This is a genomic window from Clostridium boliviensis (genome assembly GCF_033342255.1).
Taxonomy (GTDB): domain Bacteria; phylum Bacillota; class Clostridia; order Lachnospirales; family Lachnospiraceae; genus Lacrimispora; species Lacrimispora boliviensis.
The window spans coordinates 144933-164491 of the sequence record NZ_JAWONS010000133.1 but is presented as its reverse complement, the minus strand read 5'-3'; the positions used below and the strand labels follow the sequence as shown (position 1 = coordinate 164491).

Here is a 19559-nt window from a genome sequence, read left to right as displayed (position 1 = left end):
ATTACATTCTGATCCCCAATCCCTCCCTGGCGCGCATAAATTGATTCTCTCCGGGCTGAAGATGGAATCCGTCCGCGCCCCCTGATGGCATTTCCCAGAAGATTACCGGTTGTAGACACGGTCAAACCGGATTTCCTGCAGCTTTCCGGTTACCTCATCGGGAACGTAATCTGCCATATAAAAACTATCATCCTCTCTAATCTCAAATATTCTTTCCCAGTCTGTTTCAGGAAGTTCCTCTCCGTCAATCACAATGGATACTCCTTTGTTCCTGTATCGTTTCAGTCCTTCCAGATACTGGGTTCTTTTCCCCTCTTTCCATATACTACTGTCTTCTTTATTCATATTCACCTGACCCCATTTTTTCTTTCGTACTGTTTAAAATAAGTGTTCGTAAAAGCGTATGGTCTCAGCGGTAACAGAAAATGGGTCTGTTGAAAATGGAATTCTTCTGACAGGATTCTTCAGTTTTTTTTCCAGATTTTTTCTTGCTTCCTCACTGCCAAATGATACCAGAGTATCCCAGCCTTTATCCGCTTTCCTCTCTCTTTTTTCAAAATCCAGAAACTCATTTATCTGCCACTCGCTCAGACTTCCGATCAAAAATTGCCTGCCGCATCTGTAAAACTCTTCCAGATTTTCCTCCTTTACAGTTCCATAATCCACAATCACAGCCTGATAATCGGATTTTTTACACAACAACAGTGTATGTATCCCCGCTTTTTCAAAATAGTCTGTCTCCAAAATACGAAATGAACCTTCACCTTGTTTCTCACCGGAACAGGCAGTTCCCATAGATCCAAAAGCACTGTGACAGTTCCATTCCAATACTGCACACTTCAATCGTTTCACACCGCATAAATATCCAGCTGTCATGATCGCAAAGTGTGTTACCCCCGTGCCTCTGCCGGTGCCAATGATACCAATAAATTCCGGCACTTTTCTCCGCTTAAAGGGATTCCAAAAATCCCAGGATTTTTTTGCCCTTAATTTCATAAATTATTCTCCTCTCCATACAGTTCTACCTGTTCCTGCTTTTGCGAGTCATGCTTCTGACCCAGTTCAAAAACCGGATTTTTTTACTTTTCTTCCTGTTCCCGGTTAATATTACATTAATTAAAGCCTGATAAAATGCCTCCGTCTCATCGCGTACAGTGAACGGGTCGGAGAAAAATGGAGCCCGGAAGAAAAAAGAGGACTTTACACCTTTTGGCAGGAAAAGTTTCGCCCCCGCAGAGCAATGGTTGAATATGACCGCATAGGGTATTTTAGATTTCATCACTGCCTCTACAGCATCACAGGCACGGGAACTGCTCCAGATACTGGCATCACACACCAGAATCAGTGCATCCGGTGCCATACTGACCGCCTGGCATAGATTCTCTCCCCAATCCAGGAGACGCACACCAAATGGCGGATCTTTTAATTTCACCCCCGGGCCGTAGTATGGCTTTAAAATCAGATTTCTGTAATGCAGCAATCCGTAACTGTCACGCTTTGCTTTTGTGAATTCAGAAAGACCCGTTCCCATAAAAGAGTCCAGTTTTTCTTCTAATAAGTTGGGATATCCATGATTTCTAAGGTAGACAGACAGGCCAATACCAATGTGGGTTGTTCCTGCCCCGGATTTGCTCCCGGAAAGAGCAATTGTAAGAGATGATGTTTCCAGACGTTTTTTTGCATCCGTTCCCGTTTCTTTTAACAGACAAAGCTGTTCCATAAGTTCCTGTGCCGTTTGAAACCTGTTTTCTTTCTCTTTGCATACGCATCGGCTGATAATGGAGGAAAGACCGGAATCCATTGACTGGTCTGGCTGATAAGGCAATACAGGGAATTTCCCGGTGTACAGATAATTAAGGATCGTGCCAATGGCAAAAATATCTGTTCTCTCATCAAGCATTCCATTTGTCTCATACTGCTCCGGTGCAGCGCATCCCACCGTACCATACCGCTCTCCCGGCTGGTTTGCCTCTTTGAGAGGAGCAGCCAGTCCAAAATCGATCAGTTTTATGGTATCATGACATAATAACAGGTTCTTCGGTTGTAAATCCAAATGTAATATAGGGGTTGTTCCTGCGAGATGCAGGTAATTAATGATGCTGGCAAGCTGAATTCCATAGAATACGGTCAGCTCCCGCGATAGATGACCCTGTCTTTTTACAAGATCATATAAAGAATCTCCTTCCAGATACTCTTCAATTAAATAACTAAAATATTCGTCTTCTTCAACGTCATAAATAATGGGAATTCCAGGATGGCGCAGTTCCTTTAAGATCAATGCCTCGCGCCTGAATTGTTCATAATTGAGAAAGCTTTTGGATACCCGCTTAACTGCCCTGTATTCCTCAAGCCCAAGATGAACCGCCAGAAAAACAGTGCCTTCCCGACCGGTTCCCAAGATACCGCATAGCTGATATTTACCAAACAGAACGGTGCTTACGAAAATCACCTCCTTGTGTCTGTCCAATATCATCTCTTGGAAAATATTGTAATATAAGATCAATAATTTTTCAACCAATTTATGGTTTTTTAACAAAAAAATCCTTAAAATAACTATTGTGTAACTCTTTACAACTCCATCTGCATTACCTCCCAAGGCACACGCACACATTATTTATTTGTCATAATCAATCCCATTTTGACTTTTTTACTCGTTGCCACTTCTGTCATTAAATAACGATACGTTATTAACCACGCCAAATATAAAAATTATAAATCCCAGTAATTAAATAGGATACCCGTTTTCTAGCATATAAACCTTAAAATTATATAAATTTTTTCACATAGTAATTGCCTTTTTGCTATAATATATAGTATAGTTATGTTGAGGAAGTATGTAGAAAATATTTACCATTTTAAAAAGAACAGGAAGTGATCCTATGAAGATAGAACGTATCAATGAAAATCAGATCCGTTGCACGCTTACCAGCTTTGATTTAAGCGTCCGAAACCTAAATTTAGGCGAACTTGCCTATGGCAGTGAAAAAGCCCGCAACCTGTTCCGCGAGATGATTCAAAAAGCCTCTAACGAAGTGGGATTTGAAGCCGAAGACATTCCTCTCATGGTAGAAGCAATTCCGTTATCCAACGAAAGCGTGATGTTAGTTATCACCAAGATCGATGATCCGGAAGAATTAGATACAAGGTTTGCAAAATTTTCACCAACAACAGACGAAGACTCGGATTCCATGCCTGCAGATCTGGCAAGCGAGCTTCTAGAAGGTGCTGACGGCCTGTTGAATTTATTGGGAATCGACAAAAAAGAAGAGCCGGAAGAAGAAAAACCAAAAGAGCAGTCAAATGCTTCCTCAGTGAGAATCTACTGTTTTCAAAGTCTGGATCAAATTTCTGATGCAGCAAAGATCATCGGACAGGTTTATGATGGCAGCAATACTTTATATAAAAAACCTAATACCAGACAGTATTATCTGGTCATAAGCAACACACCAGAGAAGTCTCTGGACTTCAGCCGTGTATGCAATCTTCTCGCAGAGTACGGAACCAAGATTCATCAGGATTACGCTTCCGAAGCGTACTACAAGGAACATTACGAGGTCCTGATTGAGGGGAATGCCCTTCAGTCACTTTCAAGACTTTAATCCGTTCCTTTGTTCATAGTACTTCATCACAAATCAAAATGAGGTTCGGCCCATAATACGGGTCGAACCTCATTTTTAAATTTCTCCGCTATCCTGAAAATAATTTGAAATCAGTTCCAATGTAGCATCTGTCTCCCTGCAGGAAACTAAAATCCAGTCATGGATCATGCCTGCTCCCTTTTTATAGACAAGTTCGGTTCCATCCAGGCTTCCCGCCCGCTCTGCAAGCAGTTCACAGTCTGGCGTCATAATATCTTCCGTTCCCGAAAAGATAAGAATTTTCCCCAGATGGTTCCAGTCCCCATATATAGGAGATACAAACGGATGATCAGACGGCAGCGGACCGCAGTAGCGGTTTCCAGCTTCCTTTAATGCTTCTTTCGGAAGTAAATGATCCCCCTTTTTGGCGATTTTTATCATAGGGTTATCCAATGCAATATCCAGCCATGGCGAAATCACAGCAGTCTTAACCGGCATAGGCAGATCATGAATATCCCGAAGCTCCTGTAAAAAAGAAAGCGCCAGACCTCCTCCGGAAAAGTCCCCCATGAAAAAGAATTCATCTTCCGGATATTCTTTGATAAGGCTGCTGTACGCATGAAGCAGGTATTGGTGTACTTCCAGAACATTATGTTCCAGTGAGAGGGGACAAAAAGGTATGGTCACCTTCATTCTCTGGGAAAGTGCAAAATATTCTGATATATTCACATACCGGAGGGAGGGTTCCAGTGTATAAGCACCGCCTGGCAGCAGCAAGATATGCTTCCTGCTGGTATAACTCCCATTGACCGTTATTCCTCCGAATCCATCTGTGTACCATTCCTTCACCCTGACTTTCCTGGTGAAATGTTCCCGGTCGATTTTATTACCGCCTCTTGGCGGTGCTGCAAGCTTTGCTTCCATCTTCTTTTCTGCATTACCGATGCCTGCTAAAAATTTTATCATTTGTATTTTTACACTCACAGCTGTCCTTCTCCTTCCGGCTAAAGATTATGAATCAGGCCCGGCAGGCCCTGTCCAATTTTCTTAATTCATAGATAATAAACTGACTGACGATCACTGCTGATGTAATATCTGCCAGCGGTCCGGCATACAAAATGCCATTCAGTCCGAAGTACAGAGGCAGAATCAAAAGCAGAGGAATTAACAGCACAAGCTGTCGGAGCATAGACAAAATAGATGCTTTTAAGGGCTGTCCGGTTGACTGGAAATAGCTGGTGCTGACAACCTGAAATCCGGCTGTAAATATACCAAGCATATAAATCCTTAAGCAGCGCTCAGCAAATGTATTAAACTGAGGATCCTGGGTACCAAACAGACTTAAAATTGCTCCGGGAAAAAGCTGGCATAACAGCCAGCCGCACACTGCCACACTGGTCGATGCTGTTGCTGCAACCAAAAATGTTTTTCTCACCCTTTTTGGCTGATTTGCGCCTTTATTAAAACCAAAAATTGGCTGAGATCCAATACCAATCCCAAGGCAGACTGACACCAGAATCATACCGATCTTGTTGACAATCCCCATGGCACTCAGTGCCACATCACCGCCTACTGCAGTCTGATTCCCATAATACACCAGAGAATTATTCATGACAACCTGCAGTATAGTAGTTGCCACCTGTGTGATTCCGCTGGAGATTCCAAGCGGGAGTGCCTGACGGCATATTTCAGGATCAATACGCATGGTATTTTTTTGCATACGCATATTCTTGCCCTTTTTTATAAAATATACGATTAAAGTCACTGCTGAAATAATCTGGGAAGTGATGGTTGCAATCGCAGCACCTGTAACTCCCCATTTAAATACGAAAATATAAATCGGATCCAGTATAGTATTTAAAAATGCTCCGATCAGCATGGCATACATAGACAAGGCAGGACTTCCGTCTGTTCTTGCCATATTGCTTAATACCACTGCCAGCATGTTAAATGGAGTTCCGATCAAAATTACAGAAGTATACTGCCTGGCATATTCCATAGTATTGTCTGTCGCCCCAAAAAGCTTTAACATCGGATCTAAAAACAGAAAACCGCAAACCACTACAACTGCACTTGCTGCCAGAGTAAGAACCGTCACAGTGCCAAGAGTTTTTTGTGCTTCCTCTTCCTTATTTTCACCAAGCTTGATGGCTGCATAAGCACTTCCGCCTGCGCCCAGAAGTGTAGAAACTGCTAAAAGAATTGTTACGATGGGGAAAGCGATGGTGGTAGCCGCATTTCCCAGATAACCGATCCCCTGTCCGATAAAGATCTGATCCACGATGTTATAGATTGAATTAACCAGCATCGCGATAATTGCAGGAAGTGCAAACTGCATCAAAAGGTGTCCGATTGGTTTGTAGCCTAAGGGATTCGCTCCCTGATTTATCTCATTGTGTTCCATAAAGTGTGTTATTCCTTTCCTCTGTGCCTTGTTGTAAAATGATGTGCATTAGAAGCCATTCTTATAAGAAGCTGTTCTGCTTCCTGACGCTCCTCTCCTGTAAACCCCGCTAAAATTATATCTGTCCATTCATCTACACACTCAACCGTCTTCTCCACAACCGGTTTTGCCTGGTCTGTTAAATAGATGCGCCGAACCCGTTTATCCTCTTCTTCTGTTTCTGTCCGGACATATCCCTCTTCTTCCAGTTTTTTTACCGCACGTGTAGCTGTTGCCTTATCATAGTGGCCATTTAACGCCATATCATGAAGATTCATGCCTGGATTTTTAAAAACCTGCAATAAAAAAAACTGTTGTCCACAGCCTATCTGAAAAGAGGATAACCGGTTTGCGTAAAACATATTATTAAGCCGTTGGAGAATCGAAATACACTTTCCGATTTCCCTGTGTTTATCCAAATTATTCACCTCCTGGTATCACTCGAAAACAGCATAACACAAAATAGTTGCATTCGCAACTATTTTGTGTTAATAACGAAAAAAAAATAATAACAAACGGACCGGTATTGAAACCGGTCCGTTCTTACCTTATCTTATTGGTATATTAATTCTGGAAAATCTGGCAGGCTCTGCTGCAGGCAGCCTCTGTTGCCGCACATCCTCCCAGTGCCGTCTCCCTTAGTTCAAATGGTATTGAACGGCCAACTACCATCATGGTCTCCACCATCTGGTCAAACGGAATCAGCTGGCGGATTCCGGAGAGTGCCATCTCTGCACAGACAAGAGCATTGGAAGCGCCTATGACATTACGGCTCTGACACGGACATTCTACCAGTCCGGCTACCGGGTCACAAACAAGCCCAAGTAAATTCACAATTGCCGCGGAAGCCGCATCCATGCACTGTTGGGGCGTTCCCCCCATAATTTCAGCAGCCGCAGCCGCAGCCATGGCCGAGGCTGCACCAACTTCAGCCTGACAGCCAGCCTGGGCACCTGCGACGGAGGCATTCCTCATAATTAAATATCCGATGGCGCTTGCGGTAAAAAGTCCGTCAATAATCTGCTCATCATCAAGTGAAAATTCTTCCTCAAGGGCCAGTAACAGACCAGGAAGAACTCCGGAACTACCGGCAGTAGGTGCCGCCACAATCAGCCCCATGGATGCATTGACCTCTAAAACAGCCAGCGAATAGGTAATCGCCTTGGATAGCATGCTTCCGCATATGGATTTCCCCTGTCGTCTTCTGTCCCTTACTTTTTTTGCCTCTCCTCCGATGAGACCTCCGATGGAGGGCACCGGTTCATCTAAGGGCTTATGACAGGCTTCTTTCATAATCCGGAACGCTTCACTCATTCGTTTTGTTATCTCTTCTTTAGACGCTCCAAATTCACTGATCTCACGCTGACGCATGATATCGGAGATCCGGCAGTCGTTCTCTTCACACAATTTCAGTAACTCTTGTCCTGATATAAAATCCATAGCTCCTCCTAAACCTGAATCAGCATTACATCTTCTACTTTTTCATGTTCCCGCAGTTTATCAAGAAGCTCCTGGGGAATTTCTTCATCTGATTCCACCACTGAATAGGCAGTCGCCCCTTTATTTTCCCGGTACAGCCGCATGAATGCAATGTTAACATTTCTCTCGCTTAAGCAGGTAGCGATATAAGCCACCATTCCAGGATAGTCCAGATGCCGGATTACCAGAGTGGAGTACTCTCCTGTAAAATCAACATCAACGCCGTTGATTTTAACAATCTTTACCTTACCGCCGCCTACAGACACTCCTCTGACAGACATCACAGATCCATCTGTGCCGGTTAAATGAATCTCAACGGTATTGGGATGAACTTCGGTTTCTTTTTCATTGATTACAAAGGAATAGGATAACCCCTGTTCCTTCGCAAGCTGAAAAGAATTCTTTATTCTCAAATCGTGAGTTTCAAACCCCAGCATTCCACCCAGCAAGGCACGGTCTGTACCGTGCCCCTTGTAAGTCCTGGCAAAGGAACCGTATAATACGAATTCAACTTTTTTAATAGAACCAGGAAATAATTTTCTTGCCAGAAGTGCAATCGCTACGGCACCAGCCGTATGGGAGCTTGACGGTCCCACCATATTGGGACCGATCACATCAAATATACTGATTGACGACATACATCTGCTCCTTTCAAAACATCTAGTCCCGTTTTTCTTTCTTAATATACTTACAGTAGAACGCTTCTACCAGCGCGCTGATTGCATTGTCACCGGATACGTTGCAGGCTGTTCCAAAGCTGTCCTGTGCAATATACATTGCCTGTAAAAGACTGGCAATGTCTCCCACTGCCGGGATTCCCACAATGGGGAAAAACGGAGTGGCTGTAAAAATGGAACCACCCGGAGCTCCCGGAGATGCCACCAGCGCAATTCCTAAAACGCAGATAAACGGAAACAGCGTAAGGAAACCGTGAGGCATTCCATAGATCAGTAAAGTCGCTGTCACACAGCAGGTAATAGTTATCATGGAGCCTGCCATATGAATGTTGGCGCATAACGGCACCACAAAATTACGGATCTCCTCAGAAACCCCATTGTTCTGTGCACATTTAATATTAACCGGTATAGTCGCTGCAGAAGACTGAGTACCGATCGCTGTTAAATATCCCGGAATCTGATTCTTTAACATGGTGATAGGATTGCGTTTTGTTATAGTTCCTGCGAAGGTGAACGCAATTAACAGGTAAAGGGCATGCAGGATAATTACAACAAGAAATACCTTCCAAAGTACAGACATAATAGCAAAGGTAGTCCCCTGATAAGTCATTTTTGCAAAGGTTCCGCAAATATACAGGGGCAGAAGCGGAATAATCACACGATTTAAAACCTTAGTGATAATTTCAGAGAGTTCCTTTACTACATTATAAAGGGCATTGCCGATTTCCTTTCCTCTCATTGTACTAATCGACACCCCCAGTACAAAAGCTAATACTACCGCTGCCGTTGTTTCAAGCAGAGGAGTGATGGTCAGTGAAAAGTACCCTCCAATTGCTCTGTCGCTTGCAGCTGCCACTTTGGAAACAACCTCCTGATTAACAAAGGTGGGGAAAAAGTTACTGGCTACAAAATAAGCAGCACTTCCTGCAAGCAGTGTCGACGCATAGGCAACAGCGGCCGTAAATGCCAGCAGTTTGCCAGCCCCCTGTGTCAGATCTGCAATTCCCATCGTTACAAAAGCTACAACCATCAGCGGAATGATGAACATCAAAAACTGTTTAAATAGATCTGCCGCCGTAATCAAAATGGAGATTACAAAACTTGGAGCATACAGTCCCAACAAGATACCAATAACAATGGCAATGATTAATTTGGGAACAAGTCCAAGTTTCTTTTTCTTTCCTTCCATTTCAATACCTCCCTTTCATTTGTGAATAAAATTTTTTTTATTTTTTATTGGTTTAAGTGTAATTTATTTTATCACAAACATGATATAAATGCAATATTTTTGTGTTATTACGCAAAAAATAAAATATCCTGCGTTATTTTTTGTTCGTTTTGACAAACAACGCAAGATATTTTTTTATTCCTTTAAGTTTTAAGTTTAAATTTGCTTATTATTTATTCTCTTTTTCTGCTCCTGACCCGGCATTGCGTATATGCATATATACTGTGTTTTTGGAAATATCCAGATACTCCGCTACCTTAACCACCGCATCCTTTAAGGTAAATACGCCCTGCTGGCACAGAATATTGATAATCTCTTTATTTTTAAGAGAGGGAAGAATCTGGTCATTGCCCATCACCTCGTTTCGGACCTCGGTAACCTTACTGTAAATCAATTCATCTAAATTACTTGCGAATGTCTCAGTTTTAACCTGGGCGCGGGAGGATATTTCGGGTATAAATCCGGAAAGAATCTCAGAAAAACCTGTGTTTAAATAAAAATTAATGCAAAGCAGTCCAATAATCCGGTTTTCTTCTCCCCGTACAACAATCGTAGTAGATTTCAAAGGTTCACCCTTCTTGTTCTTTGTGAAATAAGAAATGTAACCCTTCTCCCCTTCTTTTTTTATCTCTTCCAGCATCTGGAGAGCCAGATCTGTAATGGGCATCCCTTCTGTCCGGCCGGTATGATGGCCATTAATAATTTTAATCACAGAATGCTCTGTATCCTCCAGGCTGTGAAGCACCATCTCATAACCGCTCCCCAGATAATCTGCCAGCCCTTCCAATAAAACCTTATAGGAATCCAGTATGATCCGATCAATCAGCGTCAAATGCACATTATAATCCTTCATTGAAACCCTCCTCTTGTTCAGTTATATGAGGAAACACCCATAATTTTTTAAAATTATATCACGCGATAAAATATTTTTCAATAAAATCGCCAGATTTCAGAAAAAATAATGTAAAATATTACATTAATAAAGTCCGGCTCGCACGGGACCGGACTTACTATGTATAAATTATTTTCTATACTATCTTCTGCTTAATAAAGAAAAGAAGGGAAGCGAAATCACCAGTATCCTTAAAGAAGCGATTTCTGTCAACTGGCAGCCCTGCATACATGAGCTGGCTTCCGTAATATTCCCCGGTTTCCCCATCCGCGGTTACCTGATAGAGCATATCCTCACAAAGTCCGGTAAATTTAAATCGAAGCCATCCTGCATTTGCCGAATTTAAGATCTGATAATAGGCAGCAATCGCCTGTGTCTGGTCCTCTGAAACCACCATCCATGCAGTATCATTACCTTCAAACGGACTTTTCAGCCGGTAAAACGTTCCCTGGTGCAAAAGTTTCCTGTTTTCCTTATAAATTGCAATCTGTTCTTTGACCAGCTGTATTTCTTCCTCACTTAAGTGATTTAAATCCAGCTCATATCCGAAGGCGCCAAAAAATGCTGCGTTTCCTCTTGTTTTTAAGGGAGTGATCCGATGGATCTGATGGTTGGGAACAGCTGAAATATGGGCACCGATACTGGATACCGGATATACCATACTGGTCCCATACTGGATCCTCAGTCTGTCTATGGCATCTGTATTGTCACTGCACCACGCCTGGGGCGCATAATAAAGCATACCAGGATCAAATCTTGCGCCTCCGCTGGCACATGATTCAAAGAGAATTTCAGGAAAATCATGAATCAGGCGGCTGTAAAGATCATAAACGCCCAGAATATATTTATGCATCACCATGCCCTGTTGGTTATTTGGTGTACTTCTTGAATAGCATTCAGTAATATAACGGTTCATATCCCATTTAATATAGGATATTTTTGCCCCTTCTATTACCTGTTTCAGCATCTGATAAATGGAATCCACAATCTCCCGTCTGGAGAAATCCAGGACATGCTGCTGCCTGCTGGGTGTTTCATAACGGCCTGGAGCAGAGATAATCCAGTCCGGATGAGCCTCATAGAACCTGCTGTTTTTATTAACCATCTCCGGTTCAATCCACAAACCGAACTTAAGCCCCATGGCTTCAATCTTTTCGGACAGGCCAGATATGCCTCCCGGCAGTTTTTCTTTGTTTACATACCAGTCTCCCAGACCGCGGTCATCCTGACTGCGGTCCCCAAACCAGCCGTCATCCAGCACAAACAGTTCCACACCTGTTTCCTTCGCTTTCTTTGCAATGGAGAGAATCTTTTCTTCATCAAAATCCATATAGGTGGCTTCCCAGTTATTTAACAAAACTGGTCTCTCCCTGTCTCTCCAGTATCCTCTGGCGAGCCTGGTCCGGTACAGACTGTGATAGACCTGGCTCATATGGGACAATCCCTGGTCCGTATACACCAGAACTAGTTCCGGCGTCTGAAACGATTCCCCGGGTTTTAAAGGCCATTCGAAGGTATCAGGGTGAATTCCCATTAAGATCCTGGTGGTATCATGGGCGCATACCTCTGCCTGTGCAAGAAAGCTTCCGCTGTAAACCAGACTGAATCCATAAGCAATGCCACTGTTTTCTGTGGTCGTTTTTTCCGTTAATGCCAAAAATGGGTTATGTTCTGCACTGCTGATTCCCCTCATGCTGTAAACAGACTGGATTCCCTGTTCCAGAGGCCGCCGCTTTACATAACGTTCCCTGGACCAGGCACCGGATAAATGTATCATGTCATATCCGGATTCCGGTAAATCCACTGCCCCGCTCATGGCATTTAAGAGTACGATATGTTCCGTTCCTTTATGTTTGAAGCAGGCGTTTCTTGTAATCACCGGTCTCTCTTTGTATATGGTATAAGTGAGTATTAAATCGGTGTCAATCAGATCATCATGAAGCCTGATCTTTAATGTATCTGCTTCGCCATCCTCTTCCGTATATGTCGAAGGAAGGGGTTCAATGGACGGTTTTCCCTTCAAAATGGTGTGGTCTGCATAGATGAAATTTGTAACTCTGCTGCCATTTTCCTGTCTGACGGAATATGCGCCATACCGGTAATCTCCGGTTCCGTATGCCGGATACTCCTGTTTTGTATATTGCAGGCACAAATTTACAGGTCTGGGACAGCTGATTGCTGCATGGGGGCGCTCACCTGTTTCAAAAAGATACTCAAAGGAGTCCCGGTCCTTAATCCGTTTTCCATAATATAAATTACCCAGCTGACCGTTTCCCATGATCTGAATGATATAACTGACCGTCTTGTTATACAGATGAAACTCATTTGCTTGTTGGTGATAAATGATTGGCATAGTGTATACTCCTTTATAGTTTTCCTCCTGATGTTGCTATTCCTTCGATAAACTGTTTCTGGAAAATCAGATATATGATAATCATAGGAATACAGGCCAGCAGAGAAGCAGCCATAAGCTCCGGATAGTTTGTCACAAACTGTCCCTGCAGTTTTGCAAGTGCTGCAGAAAGAGGCATGGTATTCTGTTCCGTATTAACAACTAAAGGCCACATCAGTTCTTTAAATGCAAACAGTGCTGTAAAAATCCCAAGTGCTACCATGGAAGATTTCGTAAGGGGTGCCATGACATAGAGAAATGTCTGGCCGATGTTGCAGCCGTCAAGTCTGGCCGCCTCCTCTAACGATAAGGGGAGACCCATATACGCCTGACGCAGTAAAAAAGTTCCGAACGCTGTAACCAACCCTGGAAAAAGCAGGCCAAAGGAAGTATTTAACAGTCCCAGCCGGCCTACCATCAAATACTGAGGAATAATAAAAATCTGGGTCGGCACCATCATCTGGAATAAAACCAGGGAGAATGCAAGATTCTTCCCTTTAAAATGGAGTCTTCCGAACGCATACCCCGCCATAGTTGCCGTAAGTACTGCACAAACCACCCGTTCAACGATGAGTACCAGTGTATTCCAGTACAGTCTCAAAAAATTCATCTTACTGATTACCGATAAAAATGCTTCCTTCTTCCAGACAGTAGGAAAAATGATAAACGGATTCATCTGAGTCGCCTCTGAAGCTGATTTAAAAGCCGTAAGAATCATCCACAGGAAAGGAACCAGCATAATAACAGAACCTGCCGTCAGTATGAAGTATTGAATACCTGAATTAAATTTTCTATTCTTATCCATCGTTCTCCTCCCTAGCTGTAATTAACCCACTTCTTCTGCCAAAGAAGCTGGATTACCGTAATGAGCAGAATTACCAGAAGCAGCAGCATGACAATGGCTGAGCCATATCCCTTGTTACCCTCAACAAAGGAATATTTATAGAACAGGTAAACCAGGGACTGGGTCTTCACCAGTGCCGGATTAGCCTTTTCCATCATCATATATATACTGTCAAATACCTGCATGGCTCCGATTACTCTTGTCACTGTAACAAAAAACATAGTGGGAGAAATCAGCGGCAGCGTTATGTAGAAAAATTGTTTCACACTCCCGGCTCCGTCAATTTCTGCAGCTTCATAATAATCTCTTGGGATTTCCTGCAATCCGGCAAAAAACAGAACCAGATTATAGCCGATAACGGACCAGATTCCCACGATGGCTATGGATATATAAGCAATTCCAGGATCTGAAATCCAGTTCACAGAGGAAAGTCCGATACGGTTCAAAAGATGGTTTAATAAACCAAATTCTGAGTTATAAAGCCACCTCCACACCATGGCAACTGCTGCGGGCGCTGCAACCATAGGCAGAAAATAGATGGTTCTCCATATGGACCTGCCCTTCACTTTTCCATTTAGTATGACAGCAAGGACCAGTGCGATTGTTATGGAAAAAGGAACTTCAACAAGCGTATATTTAAATGTATTCCAAAGTGCCTGCCAGACTGTTCCATCATTAATCAGCTTGCTGTAGTTACTGAGTCCCACATATACATTGCCTTTTCCAAAGGCTCCTGTTTTAAAAAAGCTCTGATAAATGGTCTGAAAGATTGGTATAATATTTAAAATTATGAGGCCTGTCATGGTCGGCAGCAAAAAAAGCCAGCCCCACAAAAATTCACTTTTTTCCCGTCTTGATACCGATTTTTCTCTCTTCATGCAGTCCCTCCGCAAATTCGTTAAAAGGGGAGGCATCTCTTGTATCTGCCTCCCCGACCATACCTACTCTTCCGCCAGCATGGCATTCATTTCCTTATCAATATCCTTGCAGACATCCTCCACACTTTTATTTCCGTTCCATGCATCAATCAGCTTTTCATGAATCATATTGGTCCATGCCACCGTTGATTTGGAATATGGACGAATTACTAAATCATCCATCATATCAAGATAAGCCTGTAAGTTGAAATCCGGGTAAGCCTTAATCCAGTTATCTGTGGTGCCCTGATAAGCTGATATTACAATACCAAGATCAGACTGCTTTTGCTGAGCTTCTTTCGAACCCATGTATTCAATCAGCTGCCATGCTTCCTCCGGCATGGAGGTATTGGCGGAAGCTGCCCATCCAAGGCCATTATAGATGGAAGCACGTCTTCCGGTCGTTTTATCCTTCGGAAGAACTGCAATATCACAGTTAGCCTTTACATAATCATTGTTACACAGCTCTGAAAGCATCCAGGAGCCCTGGGTTATCATGGCGACCTTACCTGCTTCAAATAACGCTTCTTCCTTGTTCTCTGCTATTACCTCATAAGGAGGAGCATATCCTTCTTTCATAAGGTCCGTAAGGAAGGTAAGCGCTTTTATGGTACCCTGCTGAGTAAAACCGGAAGATTTTTTGTCATCACTGATTACATAGCCGCCCATATCATAGACGGGGTTGCACCAGCCTGCCTGGTCATTGGTCGGATTAACTGCAAAGCCATACTGGCTGCCGTCGGCCTTTGTAAGCTTTTTCGCCGCATCTGCAAAATCATCCCATGTCCAGTCTTTGTCTGGATAAGAGACTCCCGCCTCATCAAACATGGTTTTGTTATACCAGAGAGCGATGGTATCGATGTCTTTTGGAACTGCATACTGCTTGGTTCCCTGCCAGTTATAGATGTCTACAATCTCCTTGGGGAATTTATCCATCTCCAGCTTTTTGCTGGATTTAATCCGGTCTGTTAAATCCAAAAGCATCTCATATTCTGAGTACCGTGCAATCTCGTTGGAATGCATCCAGAATACATCAGGAAGGGAACCTCCTGTAGCCCCTGCTTCCAGCATGGTCCAGTACTGGTCCCATGGTGTAACCTGTATCTGTGTCTTAATCCCTGTCTCCTTTGTGAAATCAGCCATGATCTTTGTCAGACCAGGTTCCTGGTTTTTATCCCAAATCGCTACAGTAAGCGTTCCGGATGAGCCGCCCTTTTCCTTCTCTGTCTCCGCTGCACTTGATGAATCCTGCTTTGCTTCCTGCTTGGTGTCCTGTTGATCTGCTGGCTGACTGCTTTGCTGGCTGGAACAGCCAATCAGTGCAGATACAGCAATGACTGCCATTGCTGCCGGTAATCCCCATCTTCGCTTCATTTTGTTACCTCCCATAATTTGTTACTTTTTAATAGTTACAGAATTTCCCCAATACATTTGTTACTTTTTATTATTATATTCCTCATTATAATTGTTTTTTTGTTTATTTTACATAGATAAATGTTGTTTATATATGGTGTTTTGTTACATACCTGAATTCGTTTCCCGAATTCCCTTCCTGTACCGGAGGGGAGATTCACCCTCTGTCTTCTGAAAACACCGGCAGAAAACAGATGCGTCGTGAAAACCGCAGGAAAGAGCTGTTTCTGTTATGCTTAATCGGGTTTCCTCCAGCAGCCGCTTTGCTTCCAGTACCCGGTACTCGGTAAGATAATGCTTGGGCGACACCCCTTTATGCCTCATAAATATCCGGTAGAGATAAGTCCGGTCAATGCCTATAAATCTTGCCACATCTGCAATCTGTATCGGATAGCTGTAATTGTGACGGATATAAGTTTCCGCCTGTTCCAGATAGCTTTTTTCATAGCAATCTGATTGTGGTGCATTACCCTGAAACCTGGAAAACAAAAGATAGAGATACCCTCTCATCTCGTCCAGGTTATGGGCGGTACCACAAAACGAATCCACCAGCGCCAGTATGATCTCACGCCACCGGTTTCCGCCCTCAAAGCAAAAGAAGTATCCTTCCTCATCTCTGCGGTATTCCGATACCAGACGGTCTGCCTCTGTTCCAGAAAATGCAACCCAGGCATATTCCCATGGCTCTCTGCTATCTGCCCGATAGTAGGTTACTTCCTGAGGCTTAATTAAGAATGCTTCTCCCTTCGCAATCCTGTATTCCCTGTCAGAAGTTCTGTAAATCCCCTTTCCTTTCAGAACAACATGAAGGAGATAATGCTTACGGACTGCAGGTCCAAAAAAATGACCGGGCGAACATTGCTCGTGACCACAGTAATAAATGGTAAGTCCCCTTGCCGATTGATTCATCATCTCACCTCCATACAACAAAATGACAATAATTTGAAACAAACTTCCTATTTTTTTCTATGCTGTGATTATACAATAGCCTCATCAGGCATACAAGAAAAACAAGGAGGAAAAGCAATGATAAAAATCACTTTTATGGGAGCCGGGAGTACGATATTTGCAAGGAATGTCCTGGGCGACTGTATGTGCACGCCCGTACTGCGTGACGCTGTAATCGCTCTGTATGATATCGATCCTATAAGACTTTCCGATTCACAGCTTATTTTAAATGCAATCAACAAAAATGTGAACGATGGAAGGGCGGAAATACGTACCTATTTAGGACCGGAGAACCGGAAGGAAGCCTTATCTGATGCAACTTTTGTTGTAAATGCAATCCAAGTGGGCGGATATGATCCATGCACCATCACCGATTTTGAGATACCGGAGAAATACGGTCTTCGTCAGACCATTGCCGACACACTGGGCATCGGCGGTATTATGCGGGGATTAAGAACCATTCCAGTCATGGAAGAATTTGCAAACGATATGGAGGAGGTCTGTCCGAATGCCTGGTTTTTAAATTATACAAATCCCATGGCGATTCTTTCCGGATACATGCAGCGCTACACTTCTATTAAAACCGTAGGTCTGTGCCACAGTGTTCAGGTCTGTTCAGAAAAACTGCTGAAAGAATTAGGGATGGAAGACTCTATGGAGGGCCGCACCGAACTCATTGCAGGAATTAACCATATGGCATGGCTTTTAGATATCCGGGACCGTTCCGGGAAGGATCTATACCCCATGATCCGTCAGAAATCTCTTGAGATGAATCAGGCGGGCAGTCATAAGGATATGGTGCGATATGAGTACATACGAAACCTGGGGTACTACTGCACAGAATCCAGTGAGCACAATGCAGAGTATAATTCTCTGTTTATAAAGTCCCGCTATCCAGAGCTGATTGAAGAATTTAATATTCCCCTGAATGAATATCCAAGGCGGTGCATCAAACAGATCAATGGCTGGGAAGAAGAGAAAAAGTCTATTTTAAACAATGGCGCGGTAACGCATACCCGTTCTCTGGAGTATGCTTCCTATATTATGGAAGCAATTGTGACCAACCGTCCTTATAAGATCGGCGGTAACGTACTGAACAAGGGGCTGATTGAGAATCTGCCTTCCGATACATGTGTGGAAGTACCCTGTCTGGTGGATGGCAGCGGAATCACTCCCTGTCATGTGGGCCGTCTTCCAGTCCAGCTTGCCGCCATGAATATGACAAATATCAATCCCCAGCTGATCACCATCGAAGCCGCCCGTACCAGATGCAGGCAGACAATTTATCAGGCCGCCATGCTGGATCCTCACACCAGCGCTGAGCTGAGCATAAAAGATATCCGGGCTATGGTGGATGAACTGATTGACGCGCACGGCGATTACATGAGTATGTACCGCTGACGCATCTGTCCTAAATAAGATTTGCAAGTAAAACCAGCATCCTGTATAATAGATATATAATCAGTATCCGATTGAGGGGGCATAGCTTTGGCTGAAAAACAGACGAGTTATAAATGCGTGGCAGGATTTCGTTGTTTAAGAAACATCAAGCGTCAAACCAGTGATTTGTATCTGGTCCACTGCGGCATTCAGCAGTGTCCTCCCGGATATACCTACAACCACAAAATCCCTAATGAATACCATCTCCATTTTGTCCTGGGAGGGGCAGGTGTTCTTGAAACAGGGGGAACCCGCTTTGAACTGGAGGCTGATGATATTTTTCTGATTCCGAAAGGACAGCCGATTAAATATCATGCTGATTACGAAAACCCATGGGAATATATGTGGATCACCTTTGACGGTACGATGGCAGAGGCCTATTTAGGGTATGCAGGTCTGTTAAGCGAACATTGTGCCATCCATTCCCAGATCCCCAACCGCTGCTACCTTCCCATGATACAGAAAATTCTGGATACCAACCAGCTGACTTTTGCCAATGAGATAAAGCGTGTGGGATACTTATACGATATACTGTCCACACTGATTGAAACACAGAGCAGCCTGCGCACCAGCAGGAATCAGTATGATTACTCCATTGATACCTATATCGATTATGCCCTGCAGTATATTAAGCTGAACTATGACCGTATCAGGGTTCAGGATATTGCGGATTATATCGGCATTAACCGCTCCTATTTAACCTCAATTTTCAAAAAGAAACTTGAGGTTTCTCCTCAGGAGTATTTAATGCGTTTTCGTTTAAACATAGCCGCACAGGAACTGGCCGGTACCAACCGGTCCATACAGGAAATAGCCACCAGCATCGGTTATGATAACCCTCTGACCTTTTCCAAGATTTTTAAACAGGAATATGGAATGAGTCCCAGACACTACCGGGAAGAAAAAAAAGAAATGAAAAATAAGGAGGCAGATCCATAGGACCGCCTCCTTAAACACTCTATCTGTCTGCTAAGACTTCATTAATCTGAGAAACCAGAACATCACAGTCAATTCCATGAACCTGACAAGCTTCCTCCAAAGACTCTCCCTGAGATGCCGGACAGCCAAGACAATGCATTCCTGCACGCATAAGCATCGGTGCAATGTTGTCATCCATCTCAAGCAATGCTCCGATCAGCATATTTTTATCAATCTGCATCTTGTATTCCTCCTTATAAAATTGTACATACTGTTTCTATAATATAATACTTTTTCAGTTAATTAGCAAGGGTTTCATACCGTTTTTCTTTTTAAACGTTGATAGAAAAATTTCTCAATAAGCACTATTGACATTGTATACAGTATTCA

At 43.3% G+C, this 19559-nt stretch carries 19 protein-coding genes; 3 read left to right on the top strand and 16 right to left on the bottom strand.

The window, feature by feature from the left end:
• Nucleotides 1-102 precede the first annotated feature (102 nt).
• Genes RZO55_RS09790 through RZO55_RS09780 form a run of 3 tightly spaced genes read right to left on the bottom strand, consistent with a single transcriptional unit; the run spans nucleotide 103 to nucleotide 2467 of the window.
• On the bottom strand, nucleotides 103-345 hold the full coding sequence (locus RZO55_RS09790) for a hypothetical protein (RefSeq protein WP_318064092.1): 243 nt from the start codon (nucleotides 343-345) through the stop codon (nucleotides 103-105).
• A gap of 33 nt (nucleotides 346-378) precedes the next feature.
• Nucleotides 379-996, bottom strand: a complete 618-nt coding sequence (locus tag RZO55_RS09785) for a hypothetical protein (protein ID WP_318064091.1) — start codon at nucleotides 994-996, stop codon at nucleotides 379-381.
• A 25-nt stretch (nucleotides 997-1021) separates the two neighbouring features.
• The gene (locus RZO55_RS09780) at nucleotides 1022-2467 is read right to left on the bottom strand and encodes a serine/threonine protein kinase (protein ID WP_318064090.1); all 1446 of its coding nucleotides are present in this window, start codon (nucleotides 2465-2467) and stop codon (nucleotides 1022-1024) included.
• A gap of 412 nt (nucleotides 2468-2879) precedes the next feature.
• Here RZO55_RS09780 and RZO55_RS09775 point away from each other — a divergent pair, with 412 nt between their 5' ends.
• Entirely contained in the window at nucleotides 2880-3599 is a 720-nt protein-coding gene (locus tag RZO55_RS09775; protein WP_318064089.1) for an adaptor protein MecA, read from the top strand.
• Nucleotides 3600-3674: 75 nt separating this feature from the next.
• Here the strand turns inward: RZO55_RS09775 and RZO55_RS09770 are convergent, their stop codons facing one another.
• The 12 genes from RZO55_RS09770 to RZO55_RS09715 all read right to left on the bottom strand — a co-directional run bounded on the left by RZO55_RS09770 (nucleotide 3675) and on the right by RZO55_RS09715 (nucleotide 16775).
• On the bottom strand, nucleotides 3675-4544 hold the full coding sequence (locus RZO55_RS09770; protein ID WP_318064088.1) for an alpha/beta hydrolase fold domain-containing protein: 870 nt from the start codon (nucleotides 4542-4544) through the stop codon (nucleotides 3675-3677).
• Nucleotides 4545-4596: 52 nt separating this feature from the next.
• Nucleotides 4597-5982: an MATE family efflux transporter gene (locus tag RZO55_RS09765; protein ID WP_318064087.1), complete on the bottom strand. Its 1386-nt coding sequence runs from the start codon at nucleotides 5980-5982 to the stop codon at nucleotides 4597-4599.
• A gap of 8 nt (nucleotides 5983-5990) precedes the next feature.
• The gene (locus RZO55_RS09760) at nucleotides 5991-6440 is read right to left on the bottom strand and encodes a MarR family winged helix-turn-helix transcriptional regulator (RefSeq protein WP_369293203.1); all 450 of its coding nucleotides are present in this window, start codon (nucleotides 6438-6440) and stop codon (nucleotides 5991-5993) included.
• 145 nt (nucleotides 6441-6585) lie between these two features.
• Nucleotides 6586-7461, bottom strand: a complete 876-nt coding sequence (gene sdaAA, locus RZO55_RS09755) for an L-serine ammonia-lyase, iron-sulfur-dependent, subunit alpha (protein WP_318064085.1) — start codon at nucleotides 7459-7461, stop codon at nucleotides 6586-6588.
• An 8-nt stretch (nucleotides 7462-7469) separates the two neighbouring features.
• The gene (gene sdaAB, locus RZO55_RS09750; protein ID WP_318064084.1) at nucleotides 7470-8138 is read right to left on the bottom strand and encodes an L-serine ammonia-lyase, iron-sulfur-dependent subunit beta; all 669 of its coding nucleotides are present in this window, start codon (nucleotides 8136-8138) and stop codon (nucleotides 7470-7472) included.
• 22 nt (nucleotides 8139-8160) lie between these two features.
• On the bottom strand, nucleotides 8161-9366 hold the full coding sequence (locus RZO55_RS09745) for a dicarboxylate/amino acid:cation symporter (protein ID WP_318064083.1): 1206 nt from the start codon (nucleotides 9364-9366) through the stop codon (nucleotides 8161-8163).
• A 208-nt stretch (nucleotides 9367-9574) separates the two neighbouring features.
• Complete coding sequence (locus RZO55_RS09740; RefSeq protein WP_318064082.1) at nucleotides 9575-10258, bottom strand: helix-turn-helix transcriptional regulator; 684 nt, start codon at nucleotides 10256-10258, stop codon at nucleotides 9575-9577.
• A gap of 175 nt (nucleotides 10259-10433) precedes the next feature.
• The gene (locus RZO55_RS09735) at nucleotides 10434-12650 is read right to left on the bottom strand and encodes an alpha-galactosidase (RefSeq protein ID WP_318064081.1); all 2217 of its coding nucleotides are present in this window, start codon (nucleotides 12648-12650) and stop codon (nucleotides 10434-10436) included.
• Nucleotides 12651-12663: 13 nt separating this feature from the next.
• Nucleotides 12664-13494, bottom strand: coding sequence for a carbohydrate ABC transporter permease (locus RZO55_RS09730; RefSeq protein ID WP_318064080.1), 831 nt, complete (start codon nucleotides 13492-13494; stop codon nucleotides 12664-12666).
• A gap of 11 nt (nucleotides 13495-13505) precedes the next feature.
• Nucleotides 13506-14411 carry a carbohydrate ABC transporter permease gene (locus tag RZO55_RS09725; RefSeq protein WP_318064079.1) on the bottom strand — a complete coding sequence of 302 codons (906 nt, stop codon included), beginning with the start codon at nucleotides 14409-14411 and terminating at the stop codon, nucleotides 13506-13508.
• A 63-nt stretch (nucleotides 14412-14474) separates the two neighbouring features.
• Nucleotides 14475-15824, bottom strand: coding sequence for an ABC transporter substrate-binding protein (locus RZO55_RS09720; protein WP_318064078.1), 1350 nt, complete (start codon nucleotides 15822-15824; stop codon nucleotides 14475-14477).
• Between the two features lie 144 nt (nucleotides 15825-15968).
• Nucleotides 15969-16775: an AraC family transcriptional regulator gene (locus RZO55_RS09715; protein ID WP_318064077.1), complete on the bottom strand. Its 807-nt coding sequence runs from the start codon at nucleotides 16773-16775 to the stop codon at nucleotides 15969-15971.
• A 114-nt stretch (nucleotides 16776-16889) separates the two neighbouring features.
• Between RZO55_RS09715 and RZO55_RS09710 the strand changes: the two genes are divergently transcribed.
• Entirely contained in the window at nucleotides 16890-18212 is a 1323-nt protein-coding gene (locus RZO55_RS09710; protein WP_318064076.1) for an alpha-glucosidase/alpha-galactosidase, read from the top strand.
• A gap of 87 nt (nucleotides 18213-18299) precedes the next feature.
• Complete coding sequence (locus RZO55_RS09705) at nucleotides 18300-19190, top strand: AraC family transcriptional regulator (RefSeq protein ID WP_318064075.1); 891 nt, start codon at nucleotides 18300-18302, stop codon at nucleotides 19188-19190.
• A gap of 19 nt (nucleotides 19191-19209) precedes the next feature.
• Here RZO55_RS09705 and RZO55_RS09700 read toward each other — a convergent pair whose 3' ends face one another.
• A complete protein-coding gene (locus RZO55_RS09700; RefSeq protein ID WP_097004642.1) occupies nucleotides 19210-19410 on the bottom strand; it encodes a DUF1858 domain-containing protein in 201 nt (66 codons plus the stop codon).
• Nucleotides 19411-19559: the final 149 nt, after the last annotated feature.

What these genes read in the sequence shown, in the direction of transcription:
- sdaAA (WP_318064085.1), bottom strand. Translation starts at nt 7,461, where the DNA reads ATGGATTTTATATCAGGACAAGAGTTACTGAAATTGTGTGAAGAGAAC.
- RZO55_RS09785 (WP_318064091.1), bottom strand. Translation starts at nt 996, where the DNA reads ATGAAATTAAGGGCAAAAAAATCCTGGGATTTTTGGAATCCCTTTAAG.
- RZO55_RS09725 (WP_318064079.1), bottom strand. Translation starts at nt 14,411, where the DNA reads ATGAAGAGAGAAAAATCGGTATCAAGACGGGAAAAAAGTGAATTTTTG.
- RZO55_RS09790 (WP_318064092.1), bottom strand. Translation starts at nt 345, where the DNA reads ATGAATAAAGAAGACAGTAGTATATGGAAAGAGGGGAAAAGAACCCAG.
- RZO55_RS09740 (WP_318064082.1), bottom strand. Translation starts at nt 10,258, where the DNA reads ATGAAGGATTATAATGTGCATTTGACGCTGATTGATCGGATCATACTG.
- RZO55_RS09765 (WP_318064087.1), bottom strand. Translation starts at nt 5,982, where the DNA reads ATGGAACACAATGAGATAAATCAGGGAGCGAATCCCTTAGGCTACAAA.
- RZO55_RS09720 (WP_318064078.1), bottom strand. Translation starts at nt 15,824, where the DNA reads ATGAAGCGAAGATGGGGATTACCGGCAGCAATGGCAGTCATTGCTGTA.
- RZO55_RS09735 (WP_318064081.1), bottom strand. Translation starts at nt 12,650, where the DNA reads ATGCCAATCATTTATCACCAACAAGCAAATGAGTTTCATCTGTATAAC.
- sdaAB (WP_318064084.1), bottom strand. Translation starts at nt 8,138, where the DNA reads ATGTCGTCAATCAGTATATTTGATGTGATCGGTCCCAATATGGTGGGA.
- RZO55_RS09700 (WP_097004642.1), bottom strand. Translation starts at nt 19,410, where the DNA reads ATGCAGATTGATAAAAATATGCTGATCGGAGCATTGCTTGAGATGGAT.
- RZO55_RS09775 (WP_318064089.1), top strand. Translation starts at nt 2,880, where the DNA reads ATGAAGATAGAACGTATCAATGAAAATCAGATCCGTTGCACGCTTACC.
- RZO55_RS09730 (WP_318064080.1), bottom strand. Translation starts at nt 13,494, where the DNA reads ATGGATAAGAATAGAAAATTTAATTCAGGTATTCAATACTTCATACTG.
- RZO55_RS09715 (WP_318064077.1), bottom strand. Translation starts at nt 16,775, where the DNA reads ATGATGAATCAATCGGCAAGGGGACTTACCATTTATTACTGTGGTCAC.
- RZO55_RS09745 (WP_318064083.1), bottom strand. Translation starts at nt 9,366, where the DNA reads ATGGAAGGAAAGAAAAAGAAACTTGGACTTGTTCCCAAATTAATCATT.
- RZO55_RS09770 (WP_318064088.1), bottom strand. Translation starts at nt 4,544, where the DNA reads ATGATAAAATTTTTAGCAGGCATCGGTAATGCAGAAAAGAAGATGGAA.
- RZO55_RS09710 (WP_318064076.1), top strand. Translation starts at nt 16,890, where the DNA reads ATGATAAAAATCACTTTTATGGGAGCCGGGAGTACGATATTTGCAAGG.